The 13,155-nt window shown below is 75.5% G+C and carries 14 protein-coding genes; 7 read left to right on the top strand and 7 right to left on the bottom strand.

Annotated features, from left to right (window positions below):
* Positions 1-89 precede the first annotated feature (89 nt).
* Both ACZ462_RS13875 and ACZ462_RS13880 read left to right on the top strand, forming a co-directional pair.
* Positions 90-1,217 (top strand): hypothetical protein, encoded by a 1,128-nt coding sequence (locus ACZ462_RS13875; protein WP_467806018.1) that lies wholly within the window; start codon positions 90-92, stop codon positions 1,215-1,217.
* A 244-nt stretch (positions 1,218-1,461) separates the two neighbouring features.
* Positions 1,462-2,553 (top strand): phosphatase PAP2 family protein, encoded by a 1,092-nt coding sequence (locus ACZ462_RS13880; RefSeq protein WP_467806016.1) that lies wholly within the window; start codon positions 1,462-1,464, stop codon positions 2,551-2,553.
* Between the two features lie 379 nt (positions 2,554-2,932).
* Here ACZ462_RS13880 and ACZ462_RS13885 read toward each other — a convergent pair whose 3' ends face one another.
* Entirely contained in the window at positions 2,933-3,670 is a 738-nt protein-coding gene (locus ACZ462_RS13885) for a LysM peptidoglycan-binding domain-containing protein (RefSeq protein WP_467806015.1), read from the bottom strand.
* 297 nt (positions 3,671-3,967) lie between these two features.
* Between ACZ462_RS13885 and ACZ462_RS13890 the strand changes: the two genes are divergently transcribed.
* Together ACZ462_RS13890 and ACZ462_RS13895 are read left to right on the top strand one after the other, a co-directional pair.
* Positions 3,968-4,789 (top strand): hypothetical protein, encoded by an 822-nt coding sequence (locus tag ACZ462_RS13890; protein WP_467806014.1) that lies wholly within the window; start codon positions 3,968-3,970, stop codon positions 4,787-4,789.
* A gap of 208 nt (positions 4,790-4,997) precedes the next feature.
* Entirely contained in the window at positions 4,998-5,351 is a 354-nt protein-coding gene (locus tag ACZ462_RS13895) for a hypothetical protein (RefSeq protein WP_467806012.1), read from the top strand.
* 12 nt (positions 5,352-5,363) lie between these two features.
* Here the strand turns inward: ACZ462_RS13895 and der are convergent, their stop codons facing one another.
* The 4 genes from der to ACZ462_RS13915 all read right to left on the bottom strand — a co-directional run bounded on the left by der (position 5,364) and on the right by ACZ462_RS13915 (position 9,531).
* On the bottom strand, positions 5,364-6,824 hold the full coding sequence (gene der, locus ACZ462_RS13900; RefSeq protein ID WP_467806011.1) for a ribosome biogenesis GTPase Der: 1,461 nt from the start codon (positions 6,822-6,824) through the stop codon (positions 5,364-5,366).
* A 110-nt stretch (positions 6,825-6,934) separates the two neighbouring features.
* Complete coding sequence (locus tag ACZ462_RS13905) at positions 6,935-7,582, bottom strand: lysophospholipid acyltransferase family protein (protein ID WP_467806010.1); 648 nt, start codon at positions 7,580-7,582, stop codon at positions 6,935-6,937.
* The gene (gene cmk / locus ACZ462_RS13910; RefSeq protein WP_467806009.1) at positions 7,579-8,277 is read right to left on the bottom strand and encodes a (d)CMP kinase; all 699 of its coding nucleotides are present in this window, start codon (positions 8,275-8,277) and stop codon (positions 7,579-7,581) included. Before cmk ends, ACZ462_RS13905 begins: the two co-directional genes overlap by 4 nt.
* A gap of 165 nt (positions 8,278-8,442) precedes the next feature.
* Positions 8,443-9,531 (bottom strand): prephenate dehydrogenase, encoded by a 1,089-nt coding sequence (locus tag ACZ462_RS13915; RefSeq protein WP_467806008.1) that lies wholly within the window; start codon positions 9,529-9,531, stop codon positions 8,443-8,445.
* Positions 9,532-9,615: 84 nt separating this feature from the next.
* Between ACZ462_RS13915 and ACZ462_RS13920 the strand changes: the two genes are divergently transcribed.
* The 3 genes from ACZ462_RS13920 (at position 9,616) to ACZ462_RS13930 (ending at position 11,291) form a co-directional block, all read left to right on the top strand.
* On the top strand, positions 9,616-9,957 hold the full coding sequence (locus ACZ462_RS13920; RefSeq protein ID WP_467806007.1) for a DUF952 domain-containing protein: 342 nt from the start codon (positions 9,616-9,618) through the stop codon (positions 9,955-9,957).
* A gap of 84 nt (positions 9,958-10,041) precedes the next feature.
* Complete coding sequence (locus ACZ462_RS13925; protein ID WP_467806006.1) at positions 10,042-10,497, top strand: Rieske (2Fe-2S) protein; 456 nt, start codon at positions 10,042-10,044, stop codon at positions 10,495-10,497.
* Between the two features lie 68 nt (positions 10,498-10,565).
* Positions 10,566-11,291 carry a nucleotidyltransferase domain-containing protein gene (locus ACZ462_RS13930; protein ID WP_467806004.1) on the top strand — a complete coding sequence of 242 codons (726 nt, stop codon included), beginning with the start codon at positions 10,566-10,568 and terminating at the stop codon, positions 11,289-11,291.
* 3 nt (positions 11,292-11,294) lie between these two features.
* On the opposite strand, the gene ACZ462_RS13935 is transcribed toward ACZ462_RS13930, so the two are convergent.
* Together ACZ462_RS13935 and ACZ462_RS13940 are read right to left on the bottom strand one after the other, a co-directional pair.
* Positions 11,295-12,317 (bottom strand): ADP-ribosylglycohydrolase family protein, encoded by a 1,023-nt coding sequence (locus tag ACZ462_RS13935; protein WP_467806003.1) that lies wholly within the window; start codon positions 12,315-12,317, stop codon positions 11,295-11,297.
* Entirely contained in the window at positions 12,314-13,057 is a 744-nt protein-coding gene (locus ACZ462_RS13940; RefSeq protein WP_467806002.1) for an NUDIX hydrolase, read from the bottom strand. Before ACZ462_RS13940 ends, ACZ462_RS13935 begins: the two co-directional genes overlap by 4 nt.
* Between the last annotated feature and the right edge of the window lie 98 nt (positions 13,058-13,155).

The raw sequence follows: 13,155 nt of genomic DNA on the forward strand, positions 1-13,155 counted from the left end.
CTTCCCGCGGTCGCCCCCCGTCTGCGTACACGCGCCGTCACGGCCCGTGGTTCTGGGCCGGTCGGCGGGGGAGGGCCCTGCGGATAATCATGCCTGTGGAAGATCTTGGATTGCGCCGGGCCGCGCCCGCCCTGGCGGTCTTCGCGGCGGTCCGGCTGCTCGGTGCGGCCGTCCTTGCCGGGTGGGGGGCCGCCGTCGGCAGCAGTGCGCACACGCTGCTGTCGGCGCGGTGGGACTCGCTGTGGTACGCGCGGATCGCGGCGGAGGGCTACGGGTACGAGGTGGTCCTGCCGAACGGGGACGTGCACGCGAACCTGGCGTTCTTCCCGCTGCTGCCGTGGCTGGAGCGGCTGGTGTCGGGGGCGACGGGGCTGGGGTACGGCTCGGCGGGCCTGGCCGTGTCGGCGGTGGCGGGCCTCGCGGCGGCCTGGGCGGTCTTCGCGGTGGCCGGGGCGGTGTGCCGGGAGCGGTGGCCGGAGGCGGACGCCCGGCGGGTCGGGGTGTGCGCGGTCGCGGTGTGGGCGGCGCTGCCGGTGGGCGTCGTGCAGTCGATGGCGTACAGCGAGGCGCTGTTCACGGCGCTGGCCGCGTGGGCGCTGTACGCGGTCCTGCGCGGGTGGTGGCCGGCGGCGGGCCTGCTCGCGGCGGGGGCCGGCCTGACCCGCCCGGTCGGCGCCGCGGTCGTGGCGGCGGTGTGGGTCGCTGCGGCGCTGGCGTGGCGGCGGGGCGAGCGGTCGTGGCGGATCGCGGCGGGGGCGGCCCTGGCTCCGGCGGGTGCGGCGGCGTACGTGCTGTGGGTGGGCGCGTACACCGGGGAGGGGCTGCTCGGCTACCTGCGGGTGCAGGAGGGCTGGGGCAACGGCTTCGACGGGGGGCTGGCCTTCGCCCGGTTCGCCGCGGCGCAGCCGGCCGCGGCGGGGCTGGGGCTGGCCGCGGGGGTGCTGCTGGTGCTGTGGCTGTACGCGCTGTGCGTGCGGCAGCGGCAGCCGGCCCCGCTGCTGGTGTACACGGGGATCGTGGTCGCGCTGGCCCTGGGGGCGTCGGGGTACTTCGGCTCCAAGCCGCGGCTGCTGCTGCCGGCGTTCCCGCTGCTGCTGCCGGCGGCCCTCGCGCTGGCCCGGTGGCGGCCGCGGCGCGCGGCGGCGCTGCTGGGCGCGGTGGCGCTGGCGTCGGCGGTGTACGGGGCGTTCTGGCTGAACGGCTCGGGGCCGCCGTAGCGGCGCGAGCCGGGCGGGTGGGGCGGCGCGCGTTCCTCCGCACGCGGCAGAAAGGAATTGAACGGCAGAGATAAAGACCGTGTAAGCGGTGCGAAAGAATGGCCGCACCAAAGAGCCGGATGCACCAACTAATGCCTTAATCCCAGGAATTACGCACCGCCTGAGACCAACTCCACATCACATGGTCATCACAAACCCGGTGATTCGAGCGGGCCGCACAGCATCGCGCGGTAACGTCGATTGAGTGCGTACCGACCAAATCCTGACCCGGCTGGAGCGGGTGTTCGCCCGACTCGACCGGGAACCCGAGCGGCCGGCTCATCTGCAAACACCGCGGATGAGCCGGCATCGCGTCGTGCTCCTCGGATCGACCTTCGCGTTCTACCTCGCGATCGTGGTGGCCGTCCTGACCACGTCCTGGCTCGTCCGCCTGGACTGGCAGGTGATGTTCTTCCGGCCCTACGAGCAGTGGCCGCAGCTGCACGCCTTCCTCGACTACCTCGTCGTGCTGGGCCAGCGCGGACCCACCGCGGTCATGGTCGCCGCATGGCTGGGCTGGCGCTCCTGGCGGCAGCACACCCTCCGCCCGCTGATCACGCTCGGCGTGGCGCTGCTCCTGCTGAACGTGACGGTGGGCTCCGTCAAGCTCGGCCTCGGCCGGCTCGGTCCGCACTACGCCACCACGATCGGCTCGGCCGAACTCTTCGCCGGCGGCGACATATTCCCCTCCGGGCACACCGCCAACGCCGTCGTGACGTGGGGCATCCTCGCCTACCTGGCCTCGACCGTGACCACGCGGCGCGTGCTGTCCATCGTCTCCGCGGTGGTCTCGCTGAGCGTCGGCGCCACCACGGTCTACCTCGGCACGCACTGGGTCAGCGACGTGCTGCTCGGCTGGTCCGCGGGGCTGCTGATCATGCTGGCGCTGCCCTGGTTCGAGCCGCTGATCGCCGCCGTCGAGGCCTGGGTGTTCGCCAAGCGCGAGGCGATGCGCCGCCGGGTGGAGGCCGGGACCGTGCCCGCGCCGGTCGCCGCGGCGCTCGTCCCGGTGCTGTCCGCGGGCGGCAAGTGGCGGCCGCCGGCGGGTGCCCCGGCCGGCGCCGCTCCGGCCGCGGTGCCCGCCCAGGCGGCCGGCGCGGCCGCCCAGGGCGCGGCGCCCGCAGCGGCCCCGGGGCACGCGACGGTCTCCCGGCCGGGCGCGCACCTGTCCGGCCGGCCGCACCTGGTGCGGCCCGAGCGCCTGCCGGGCAGCCCGGCCGGCGCCCGCCGCCCGGCCCACGCCGAGCGGGCGGGAGCCGCCCGCGCGGCCGCCCGACCCGCCGCGGGCGGCGGCTGACGGGCCGGCCCGGGCCACCCCGGGCACGACGGACCGCGCGGGGCGGTACGCACCACCCCAACCCGCGCGGAGCGAGGCGGGCCGGAGCCCATCCGGCCCGCCTCGGCCGTTCCCGGGGCCCCTGCGTCAGCACCGCGCCCGGCCGTTCGTCCGTACCGGGTCACACTTGTGTCACGGAATGTCGACAGTTTTACGGGGCGTCAGACTTCCCCGGACGACCGTGCGAAGCCCGCCCCGAACCGGCCGCCGCCATTGTTTATGAGGCGCGCCGACGCATCCGCGGGAGGCCCGCTTTCGCATTCCGTTCGAGCGCCCGGGAATTCGGCGGCGGTATTGTGCGCGGCGGTCTGCGGCGCACCGCCGGGGCGTTCCGGTTCGCTTAGGCCCTCCCTGCCGGAGCGGTTGCGCCGGACCCGTCCGCCGCCGTCTGCGGACTCTGTTCGTCCGCCGCTTCGGAACTCGCTCCCGGGCCGCCCGGGACGGCCGGAGGGGGCTGCTCCGCCGGGGCCGACGGCGCGGGCCGCGGCGGCGGGAGGACCAGCAGGAGGCCGACGGCGAGCACGTCCGGACGCGGTCCGATCAGCGGCCGGTTGGCCTCGTACAGCGCCTGCGCCCCGCCGACGACGCGCCGTTCGCGGGCGATCCCCGCCAGCGTGTCCCCGGCCCGCACCACGTGCATCCGGCCGGCCAGCCCGTACCGCCGCGCGCACACCGGCCAGGCCTCCCAGCCCTGCTCGGCGAGGACCTCCTCGGCCACCGCGATCTGCTGCTCCCGCGTCGCCAGGTCCGCCCGCGGCGCGTGGGCCAGGCCCCCGTACTCCTCCCAGGTCGACTGCCGGAACTGGAGACCGCCGTAGAAGCCGTTGCCGGTGTCGACGGCCCACCGCCCGCTGCTCTCGCAGTCGGCCACGCAGTCCCAGGGCCACTCCCCGCCCGGCCCGCAGTCGCCCGGCCCGCTGCCGGCGGTCCCCGGCGAGCCGGGGTACGCAGCGGCCGCGGGCCCGGGCGCCGGCGGAGGAGGGGCCGCGCCGGCTCCCGGGGGGAGTACGAGGACGAGAGCCAGCGCGGCGGCGGCCGCGGCCGCCGCGGCGGCCGGCCGGATCCGGGGGTCGGGCACCGGGTCACGGTACGCAGCCCGGAGCCGCCGTCCGCCCGCGCCACGCGGCCCGCGCGATACCCCACCCGGTCGGCGGACGCGCCCCCTTACCCGGAAACGCCCACGACCGGACAGCAACAGGACACGAACAGGCACCGGTTGGCATCGATCCGAAGCCCTGGTCGACCGTTCACTCCTCTGGCCGCCGGGTTCGATTCCGTTCCCTCAAACGGCGTGACTCGGGCCACCGATCCGCCGTTGATCCCGGCAGGCCGGGAACCGCCCGGCCCCCGCTCGCCTAGCCCGAGGAGCCACCCCGTGCCCCGCATGCTCGACGTCAGTGATGAGGTACGTGCCGAGATCGGTGACGAAGAAGCCGAGAGGCTGCTCACCGGCGACGACGCACCGCGCAGCTACGACTGCACCTCCTGCCGCACCCCCGGGGACCCCGAGACCGACCCCACGAGCACCGTCCTGTTCGTCGGCGACGAGACCGCCGTCCTCGCCTTCGCGCACGCCGGCTGCATCCCCTCCCAGGTCGTGTCGGTCTCCGAGGAGCAGCTCCAGGGCGCCGTCCGCAGCATCACCGGCGACACCCCCGCCCCCGAGGCCCCCGCCCCCGCCCCCGCCGGAGCCGTCCCGCAGAGCGTGCCCGGCGGCCAGGCCGTCCTCGGCATCACCAGCGGCCTCGTCCTGATCGGCGGCGAGCTGCACCCGGCCCTCGTGGTCGAGCCGACCGCGCCCATCGCCCGCCCCGGCACCACCGGCCCGGGCGACGACTTCCTGCCGCTCCTCATCGAGCAGGGCTTCATCCCGGTCACCGACACCTCCGAGCTGCCCACCCCGCTGGCCGGCTGGTCGGTGCTGCTCGCCGCGGGCCAGCTGCACGCCGTGCTCCAGCCGGGCACCGACGGCTCCGGCCCGGTCGCCTGGTGGCAGGCGCACCAGGCCCTGTCGGTGACCGAGGGCTGGCGGACCGCCGTCAACAAGTCCCAGCGCGTCCTCGTCTACGCGGCGCCCGTCGGCTCCATCGGCCAGCAGCCGCGGGAGGACCTCCTGCGGGACGCACTCGACAAGGCCGCCGCGGCCGGCAAGCTGGTGGCCGCCTCGATGCCGCTGGCGGGCACCCCGGGCGCCTGACGGGAAGCGGGCCCGGAGCGCCCGTCCCGCCCCTCACGAGGGGCGGGGCAGCGCATGTCGCCGGGGGTGTGCGGGCCGCCCGCACACCCCCGGCGATCTGCGTTTCCTGCCCGTCCGCCCGCATCCGCAGCGCCCCGGGGTCGTTGGCTGATACGTGCATTCATACGACCCCTCCCGCGCCTCTGCCCCTTCCAGCAGCATCTCCCGGATGCGCCCCGTACAGGACCGGGACGGCGCTCCGGCCGCCTCGCACACCCCCATCTACGACATGCTGTGCGCGGAGTACCTGCGGGCCTTCCGGGCGCTGCCGGGCGACCGCAGCGGCGAGGAGGACCTCGCCTTCACGGGGTTCTCGTACGACGGCTCCTACACCGCCGGCACCGGCGGGTACGGCGCCGGCTGGAGCGGCTCCGGCTGGCAGCCGGAGCCGTGGCAGCCGCCGTACGCGCCCGCGCCGGCCCCGCCGCAGCCCTCGTACGCGTACGCCGGCGGGCGGCAGCACCAGACCGGGATGCAGCACCTCCCGGCGGCCCTGCCGCCCGCTCCGCGCCGGGGCTACTGACCCCCGGCGGCGCTACTTCTTCTTGTGCTGGCCGCCGCGCTTCTCCCGCACCCGCACCGAGATGTGGATCGGGGTGCCCTCGAAGCCGAACTCCTCGCGCAGACGGCGCTCGATGAAGCGGCGGTAGCCGTGCTCCAGGAAGCCGGACGCGAAGAGGACGAACCGCGGGGGCTTGCTGCCCGCCTGGGTGCCGAACAGGATGCGGGGCTGCTTGCCGCCGCGGATCGGGTGCGGGTGCGCGGCGACGAGCTCGCCGAGGAAGGCGTTGAGCCGGCCCGTCGGGACGCGGGTCTCCCAGCCGGCCAGCGCGGCCTCGATCGCGGGGACCAGCTTCTCCATGTGGCGGCCGGTCTTCGCCGAGACGTTGACCCGGGGCGCCCAGGCGACCTGCTGCATCTCGGTCTCGATCTCGCGCTCGAGGTAGTAGCGGCGCTCCTCGTCGAGCTCGTCCCACTTGTTGTAGGCGACGACGACGGCGCGGCCGGCGTCGACGGCCATGGTGATGATGCGCTGGTCCTGGACGCTGATGTTCTCGGTGGCGTCGATCAGGATGACCGCGACCTCCGCCTTCTCGACGGCGGCGGCCGTGCGCAGCGAGGCGTAGTAGTCGGCGCCCTGCTGGAGGTGGACACGCTTGCGGATGCCGGCGGTGTCGACGAACTTCCAGGTGACGCCGCCGAGTTCGATGAGCTCGTCGACCGGGTCGCGGGTGGTGCCGGCCAGCTCGTTGACGACGACCCGCTCCTCCCGGGCGACCTTGTTCAGCAGGGAGGACTTGCCGACGTTGGGGCGGCCGATGAGCGCGATGCGGCGCGGCCCGCCGATCTGCCCGCCGCCGAAGGACTGCGCCGGGGCCTCGGGCAGCGCCTCCAGGACGGCGTCGAGGAGGTCGCCGGTGCCGCGGCCGTGCAGCGAGGACACCGGGTAGGGCATGCCCAGGCCGAGGGACCACAGCATCGCCGCGTCGGCCTCGCCGCTCTGGCCGTCGACCTTGTTGGCGCACAGCACGACGGGCTTGCCGGCGCGGCGCAGCAGCTTGACGACGGCCTCGTCGCTGTCGGTGGCGCCGACCTTGGAGTCGACGACGAAGACGACGGCGTCGGCGGTCTCGATGGCGTACTCGGCCTGCGCGGCGACGGACGCGTCGATGCCGAGGACGTCCTGCTCCCAGCCGCCGGTGTCGACGACCTTGAAGCGCCGGCCCGCCCACTCGGCCTCGTAGGTGACGCGGTCGCGGGTGACGCCGGGCTTGTCCTCGACGACGGCCTCGCGGCGGCCGATGATGCGGTTCACCAGGGTCGACTTGCCGACGTTGGGCCGGCCGACGACGGCGAGGACGGGCAGCGGGCCGTGGCCCGCCTCCTCGATCGCGCCCTCGACCTCTTCGGGGTCGAAGCCTTCCTCCGCGGCGAGCTCCATGAACTCCGCGTACTCGGCGTCGCCGAGCGCTCCGTGGTCGTGCTGGTCGTTCATGAAGTCCGTTCCTCGTCGTTCGTGGTGGTCGGTGGCGGCCGTGCGGGGTACCGCGCCGGACGCCACTACTGGGTCAAGTCTCGCTCAGCGCCCGTCCGGGCGCCCGGCGCTCAGCGCCCGGTCAGGCGCCTGGCGTCCGCGAGGTGGGCGGTGAGCCTGCTCTGGATGCGCACGGTGGCCTCGTCCAGGGCGGTGCGGGTGCGGCGGCCGGTGCCGTCGCCCGCGTCGAAGGGGGAGCCGAAGACGATGTCGACCCGGCTCTTGAACGGGGGCAGGCCGCGTATCAGCCGGCCCCGGCGGTCGGTGCTGCCGAGGACGGCCACCGGGACGACCGGTGCGCCGCTGCGGACGGCGAAGTAGGCCAGGCCTCCGCGCAGCGAGGCGAAGTCGCCCTCGCCCCGGGTGCCCTCGGGGAAGATGCCGAGTGCGCCGCCGTTGTCGAGTACGGCGAGGGCCTTGGTGATGGCGGTGCGGTCGGTGCCCCGGCGGTCGACGGGGACCTGTCCGATGCCCTCCAGGAAGGTCCCGAGGGGGCCGACGTACGCCTCCTTCTTGACGAGGAAGTGCAGCGGGCGCGGCGCGGTGCCCATGACCATGGGCCCGTCGATGTTGTGGGCGTGGTTCACGGCGAGGATGACGGGACCGGAGGCGGGCACCCGCCAGGCCCCCAGTACGCGCGGCTTCCACAGCCCGTACATGAGCCCGACGCCGATCCGCCGGCCGACCGCCGCACCCTTCGGGGAGGGCGTCCGGGTCACTTGCGGCCCGCCCTCTTCTCCTCGACCAGGGTCACGACGCACTCGACGACCTGCTCCAGGGTCAGCTCCGTGGTGTCGACCTCGACGGCGTCGCCGGCCTTCGCGAGCGGCGACGTCTTGCGGCCGGAGTCGGCGGCGTCCCGCTTGATCAGGGCTTCCTTGGTGGCCGCGACGTCGGCGGCGTCCTTGCCGCGCAGTTCGCCGCTGCGGCGGGCGGCGCGGGCCTCGGCGGAGGCGGTGAGGAACACCTTCAGGTCGGCGTCGGGCAGGACGGTGGTGCCGATGTCGCGGCCCTCGACGACGATGCCGCCCTCGGCCTCGGCGGCGATGCTGCGCTGGAGGTCGGTGATCAGCGCGCGGACCTCGGGGACGGCGCTGACCGCGCTGACCTTCGAGGTGACCTCGCGGGTGCGGATCGGGCCGGAGGCGTCCACGCCGTCCACGGTGATCGTCGGCGCGGACGGGTCGGTACCCGAGACGATCGCCGGCTTGCCGGCGGCCAGGGCGACGGCGTCCGCGTCGCCGGTGTCGATGCCGTTGGTGATCATCCACCAGGTGATGGCCCGGTACTGGGCACCGGTGTCCAGGTAGCGCAGCCCGAGCTTGGCGGCCACGGCCTTGGAGGTGCTGGACTTGCCCGTGCCGGAGGGACCGTCGATGGCGACGATCACGGCGGACGGAGCTGCGGTTTCCACGGTGCGGGCACCTTCCTGGTTGCGCGTGCGTGTCAGGGCGCGCCAAAGCGCCCCTCCCCAAGGTTACCGGGCCCCGGAACGGGCGCTGCCCGGATGCCGCCGCGGGGGCCGCCGGGGCTGCCGGGCGGCTGCGGGCCCGGCCGCCCCGGCGGGCGGTGACGGCCGTTACGGGCGGCGCAGGGCCCAGCCGCGGTCCCGCAGCTCCGCGGTGAGGGCGGCGGCGGCGCTCGGGTCGACCATGAGCTGGACGAGGCCCGCCTGCTGGCCGGTGGCGTGCTCGATGCGCACGTCCTCGATGTTGACCCCGGCCCGGCCGGCGTCGGCGAAGATCCGGGCGAGCTCGCCCGGCTGGTCGCTGATCAGGACGGCGACGGTCTCGTACGCCATCGGGGCGGCGCCGTGCTTGCCGGGGACCCGCTCGCGGCCGGCGTTGCCGCGGCGCAGCACGTCCTCGATGCCGCCGGCGCCGCCGCGCCGCTTGTCCACGTCGGCGGACTCCAGGGCGTGCAGGGCGTCGACGGTGGCCCGGAGGTCGGCGGCGATGCCGGCGAGGACCTCGGCGACGGGGCCGGGGTTGGCGGAGAGGATCTCCACCCACATGCGGGGGTCGGAGGCGGCGATGCGGGTGACGTCGCGGATGCCCTGGCCGCAGAGCCGCACGGCGGTCTCGTCGGCCTCCTCCAGGCGGGCGGCGACCATGCTCGACACCAGCTGCGGGGTGTGCGAGACGAGCGCGACCGCCCGGTCGTGGGCGTCGGCGTCCATGACGACGGGGACGGCGTTGCACAGGGCGACGAGTTCCAGGGCGAGGTTGAGCACCTCGTGGTCGGTCTCCCGGGTGGGCGTGAGCACCCAGGGGCGGCCCTCGAAGAGGTCGGCGGTGGCGGCGAGCGGCCCGGACCGCTCCTTGCCGGCCATGGGGTGGGTGCCGATGTACGCGCTGGTGTCCGCGCCGAGCGCGGCGAGCTCCCGGCGCGGGCCGCCCTTGACGCTGGCGACGTCCACGTACGCGCGGGCCACGCCGCGCCCGATGGCGTCGGCGAGGGTCGCCGCGACGTGGGCGGGCGGTACGGCGACGATCGCGAGGTCGACCTTCCCGACGGGCGGCTCGTCGGTGCCGGCGCCGAGGGAGGCGGCCGTGCGGGCCGTGTCGGGGTCGTGGTCGGCGAGGTGGACGCGGACCCCGCGGGCGGCGAGGGCGAGGGCCGCCGAGGTTCCGATCAGGCCGGTTCCGATGACGACGGCGGTTCTCACGGGGCGCTCCAGGGTGGGGTGGTGTTGCGGCGGGTCACTCCGGGCCAGGGTAGCCAGCGGCGGGGGCCGGGGTAGAACGTCGGCATGATCTTCCACATCGTCCCGCTCGCCGACTGGTCCGCCGCGCCCGAGCTCCCGTACGCCCCGCCCTCGCTGGACGCGGACGGCTTCGTGCACTGCTCCGCCGACCGCCCCACCGCCCTGGAGATCGCCGACCGGCACTACCGGGAGGTGGAGGGCCCGGTGCTGGCGGTGGAGCTCGACGAGCGCGCCCTGACCTCGGAGGTCCGCCGGGAGGGTGAATCGGGCGGCCGCTACCCGCACGTGCACGGGCCGCTGGACCGGGCGGCGGTGGTCCGCGTCTGGGAGGTCGTCCTCCGGCCCGGTGCCGCGCCGGAGCTCGCCCCGTGGGAGCCGGGTGCCTGACGGGCGGCGCGGCGGAGCACCGCACGGGCGCCGGCGCGCGCCAGGATGCTCTTCGCCGGTCCAGGCCCGTACGAGGAGGAGCCCATGAGCGATCCCGCGCCCACCACCCGACGCACCGCCCTGGCGGCGGGAGCCGCCGCCCTGGCCGGCGGCACGCTGGCCGGCTGCGGTGGGGAGGAGCCCGCGCGCACCCCGGAGAGCGCGCCGCCCGGCACGTCCGGCCCGCAGGCGGCGGCCCCGAGCGAGAGCGCCGGGACGGCGCTCGTGAAGACGTCGGAGGTGCCGGTGGGCGGCGGCACGGTGCTCAAGGACCGGAAGCTGGTGGTGACCCAGCCGGTGGCGGGGACGTTCAAGTGCTTCTCGGCGGTGTGCACGCACCAGGGCTGCCTGGTGAACAAGGTGGCCGCAGGCACCATCGACTGCCCCTGCCACGGCAGCCGGTTCTCCCTCGCGGACGGGGCGGTCGCGAAGGGCCCGGCGACCCGCCCCCTCCCGGAGGCGGAGATCACGGTCTCGGGTGGCCGGGTGTCCCTCGCGTAGTGGGGGCGCCGCGGGGGGCGGGGCAAATCCCGTCGACCGGCGCCCGCCCCCGCGCCTACCCTCCGGGAATGACCGAGCAGACCACTCCTGCGGGCGCGACCGCCGCGTCCGGCGACCACGCCCTGGTGCGCGACCACACGGTCTACGCGTGCGTCATGGGCTCGCGGGCGTTCGGCCTGGCGACCGGGTCGAGCGACACCGACCGGCGGGGCGTCTACCTGGCCCCGACCCCGCTGTTCTGGCGCTTCGAGAAGCCGCCGACGCACGTGGAGGGACCCCGGGAGGAGGAGTTCTCCTGGGAGCTGGAGCGCTTCTGCGAACTCGCGCTGCGCAGCAACCCGAACATCCTGGAGTGCCTGCACTCGCCGCTGGTCGAGCGGCTGACCCCGGTCGGAGAGGAACTCCTCACGCTCCGCGGGGCGTTCCTCTCCCGGCGGGTGCACACCTCGTTCACCCGCTACGCGAAGGCCCAGCACGGCAGGCTCCTGGCCGACGTGCGGCTCCACGGCGCCCCGCGCTGGAAGCACGCGATGCACCTGCTGCGGCTGCTGCTGTCCTGCCGCGACATGCTCCGCACGGGCCGCCTGGACATCGACGCGACCCCGTACCGGGACCGCCTGCTGGCGGTGAGGCGGGGCGAGCTGTCCTGGTCGGAGATCGACGCCTGGGCCTCCCGCCTTGCGGACGAATCGGACGCGGCCCTCCCCCGCTCCCCGATCCCGGACGCGCCGGACCGGGCAGCGGTGGAGTCCTTCCTCCACCGCGCCCGCCGCAGGAGCGCCGGGGCGGCGTAGGGCTCAGGCGTCCCAGAGGGTGGCGAAGGTGTCGAGGTCCTCGCGGTATTCGATGCGGGTCGTCCAGTCCTCCGGCCAGGCGGCCGCACCCAGGTGGGCGCCTGCGAAGGCGCCGGTCAGGCAGGCCAGGGAGTCCGAGTCGCCGGACGTGCAGGCGGCGCGGCGCAGGGCCGTCAGGGGTTCGTCCGGGAAGAGCAGGAAGCACTGGAGCGCCGTGGCGAGGGCCTCCTCCGCGATCCAGCCCTCGCCGGTGGTCAGGCAGGGGTCCGTCTCCGGGGACGGGGTCCTCAGGGCCGCCGCCAGTCGGTCCAGGGCGGCCAGGCAGTCGTCCCAGCCGCGGGCGATGAAGGACCGGGGGCTCGCGTCGCAGCCGGTGCGCATCCAGAGGCCGCCGAGCCAGCGCTCGTGGTAGCGGGTGCGGTTGTCGAGGGCGTACGAGCGCAGCAGCCCGACGAGCCCGGTGACCTCGGCGCCCTGGGCGAGCAGCCACACCGCGCGGGCCGTCAGGTCCGAGGCGGCGAGGGCGGTGGGGTGGCCGTGGGTGAGGGCCGACTGGAGCTGGGCGGCGCCGGCCCGCTCCTCCTCCGTCCAGCCGGGGACGAGCCCGATCGGTGCCACGCGCATGTTCGCGCCGCAGCCCTTGGAGCCGGTCTGGCTGGCGTCGCGCCAGTCCCGCCCGGGGTCGGTGAGGAGGCTGCACGCCCGCAGGCAGGTGTTGCCGGGGGCGCGGTTGTTCTCCGGGGACCGGTACCAGGCCGTGAACTCGTCGCGGACGGGACCGGCGAGCCCCTCCGGGGTCAGCGGGCCTCGGTCGGCCGCGGTGCGCATGCCGCGGGCGAGGGCGAGGGTCATCTGGGTGTCGTCCGTGACGATCGCCGGGCGGGGCAGCCGCATCTGCCGCCAGGGGCCGGTCTTCGCGAGGATCGCCGGGACGTCGTTGAACTCGGTGGGGAAGCCCAGGGCGTCGCCGAGGGCCAGGCCGAACAGGGATCCGGCCGCCGCGCGCTTCGTCGCCGTCGTCGTCATGTCGTCGGGGTTCCTTCCGGGGGCGTGGGCGTGGGGCGGAGCAGCGGGGGGTGCAGGGCGGTGGCGGGGCCGGCCCGGTAGAGGGCGGCCGGTTTGCCGCGGCCGCCGGTGAGCCGGGCGGCTCCGGGCACGGCTTCGACGAAGCCGGGGGTGGCGAGGACCTTGCGGCGGAAGTTGGGCCGGTCCAGGGCGGTGTCCCAGACCGTCTCGTAGACCGCCTGGAGCTCGCCGAGGGTGAACTCGGGCGGGCAGAAGGCGGTGGCCAGGCAGGTGTACTCCAGCTTGGCGCCGATGCGGGACCGGGCGTCGGCGAGGATCGCCGCGTGGTCGAAGGCGAGCGGGCCGGCCTCCCCCACCGAAGCCCACCGGGCGCGGTCCGCGTCGCCGCCGCCTTCCGCGGCCGGCTCGGGCATGTCGGGGACGAGCGCGGTGAAGGCGACCGACACCACCCGCATCCGGGGGTCGCGGTCCGGTTCGCTGTACGTGCGCAGCTGCTCCAGGTGGAGCGCGGCGACGACCGGCTCGGGCAGCCCGGTCTCCTCGGCGAGTTCGCGGCGGGCCGCCTCCTCTGCGGACTCGCGGGGCAGGACGAAGCCGCCGGGCAGCGCCCAGGCGCCCGCGTACGGGTCCTGGCCGCGCCGGACCAGCAGGACGTGGAGGGCGCCGGCGCGGACGGTGAAGACGGCGAGGTCGACCGTGACCGCGAAGGGCGCGAAGGCGCGCGGGTCGTAGTCCGGCATGGCGGTCAGCGCCTTTCCGTGACGGGCCGGTGAAGCGCCCGGGCCTTTAATGGTCGATCTGACTATAAACAGGGAGGGCTGCGCCGGGCAAGCAGAAA

This window comes from Streptomyces sp. NPDC031121 (genome assembly GCF_055570615.1).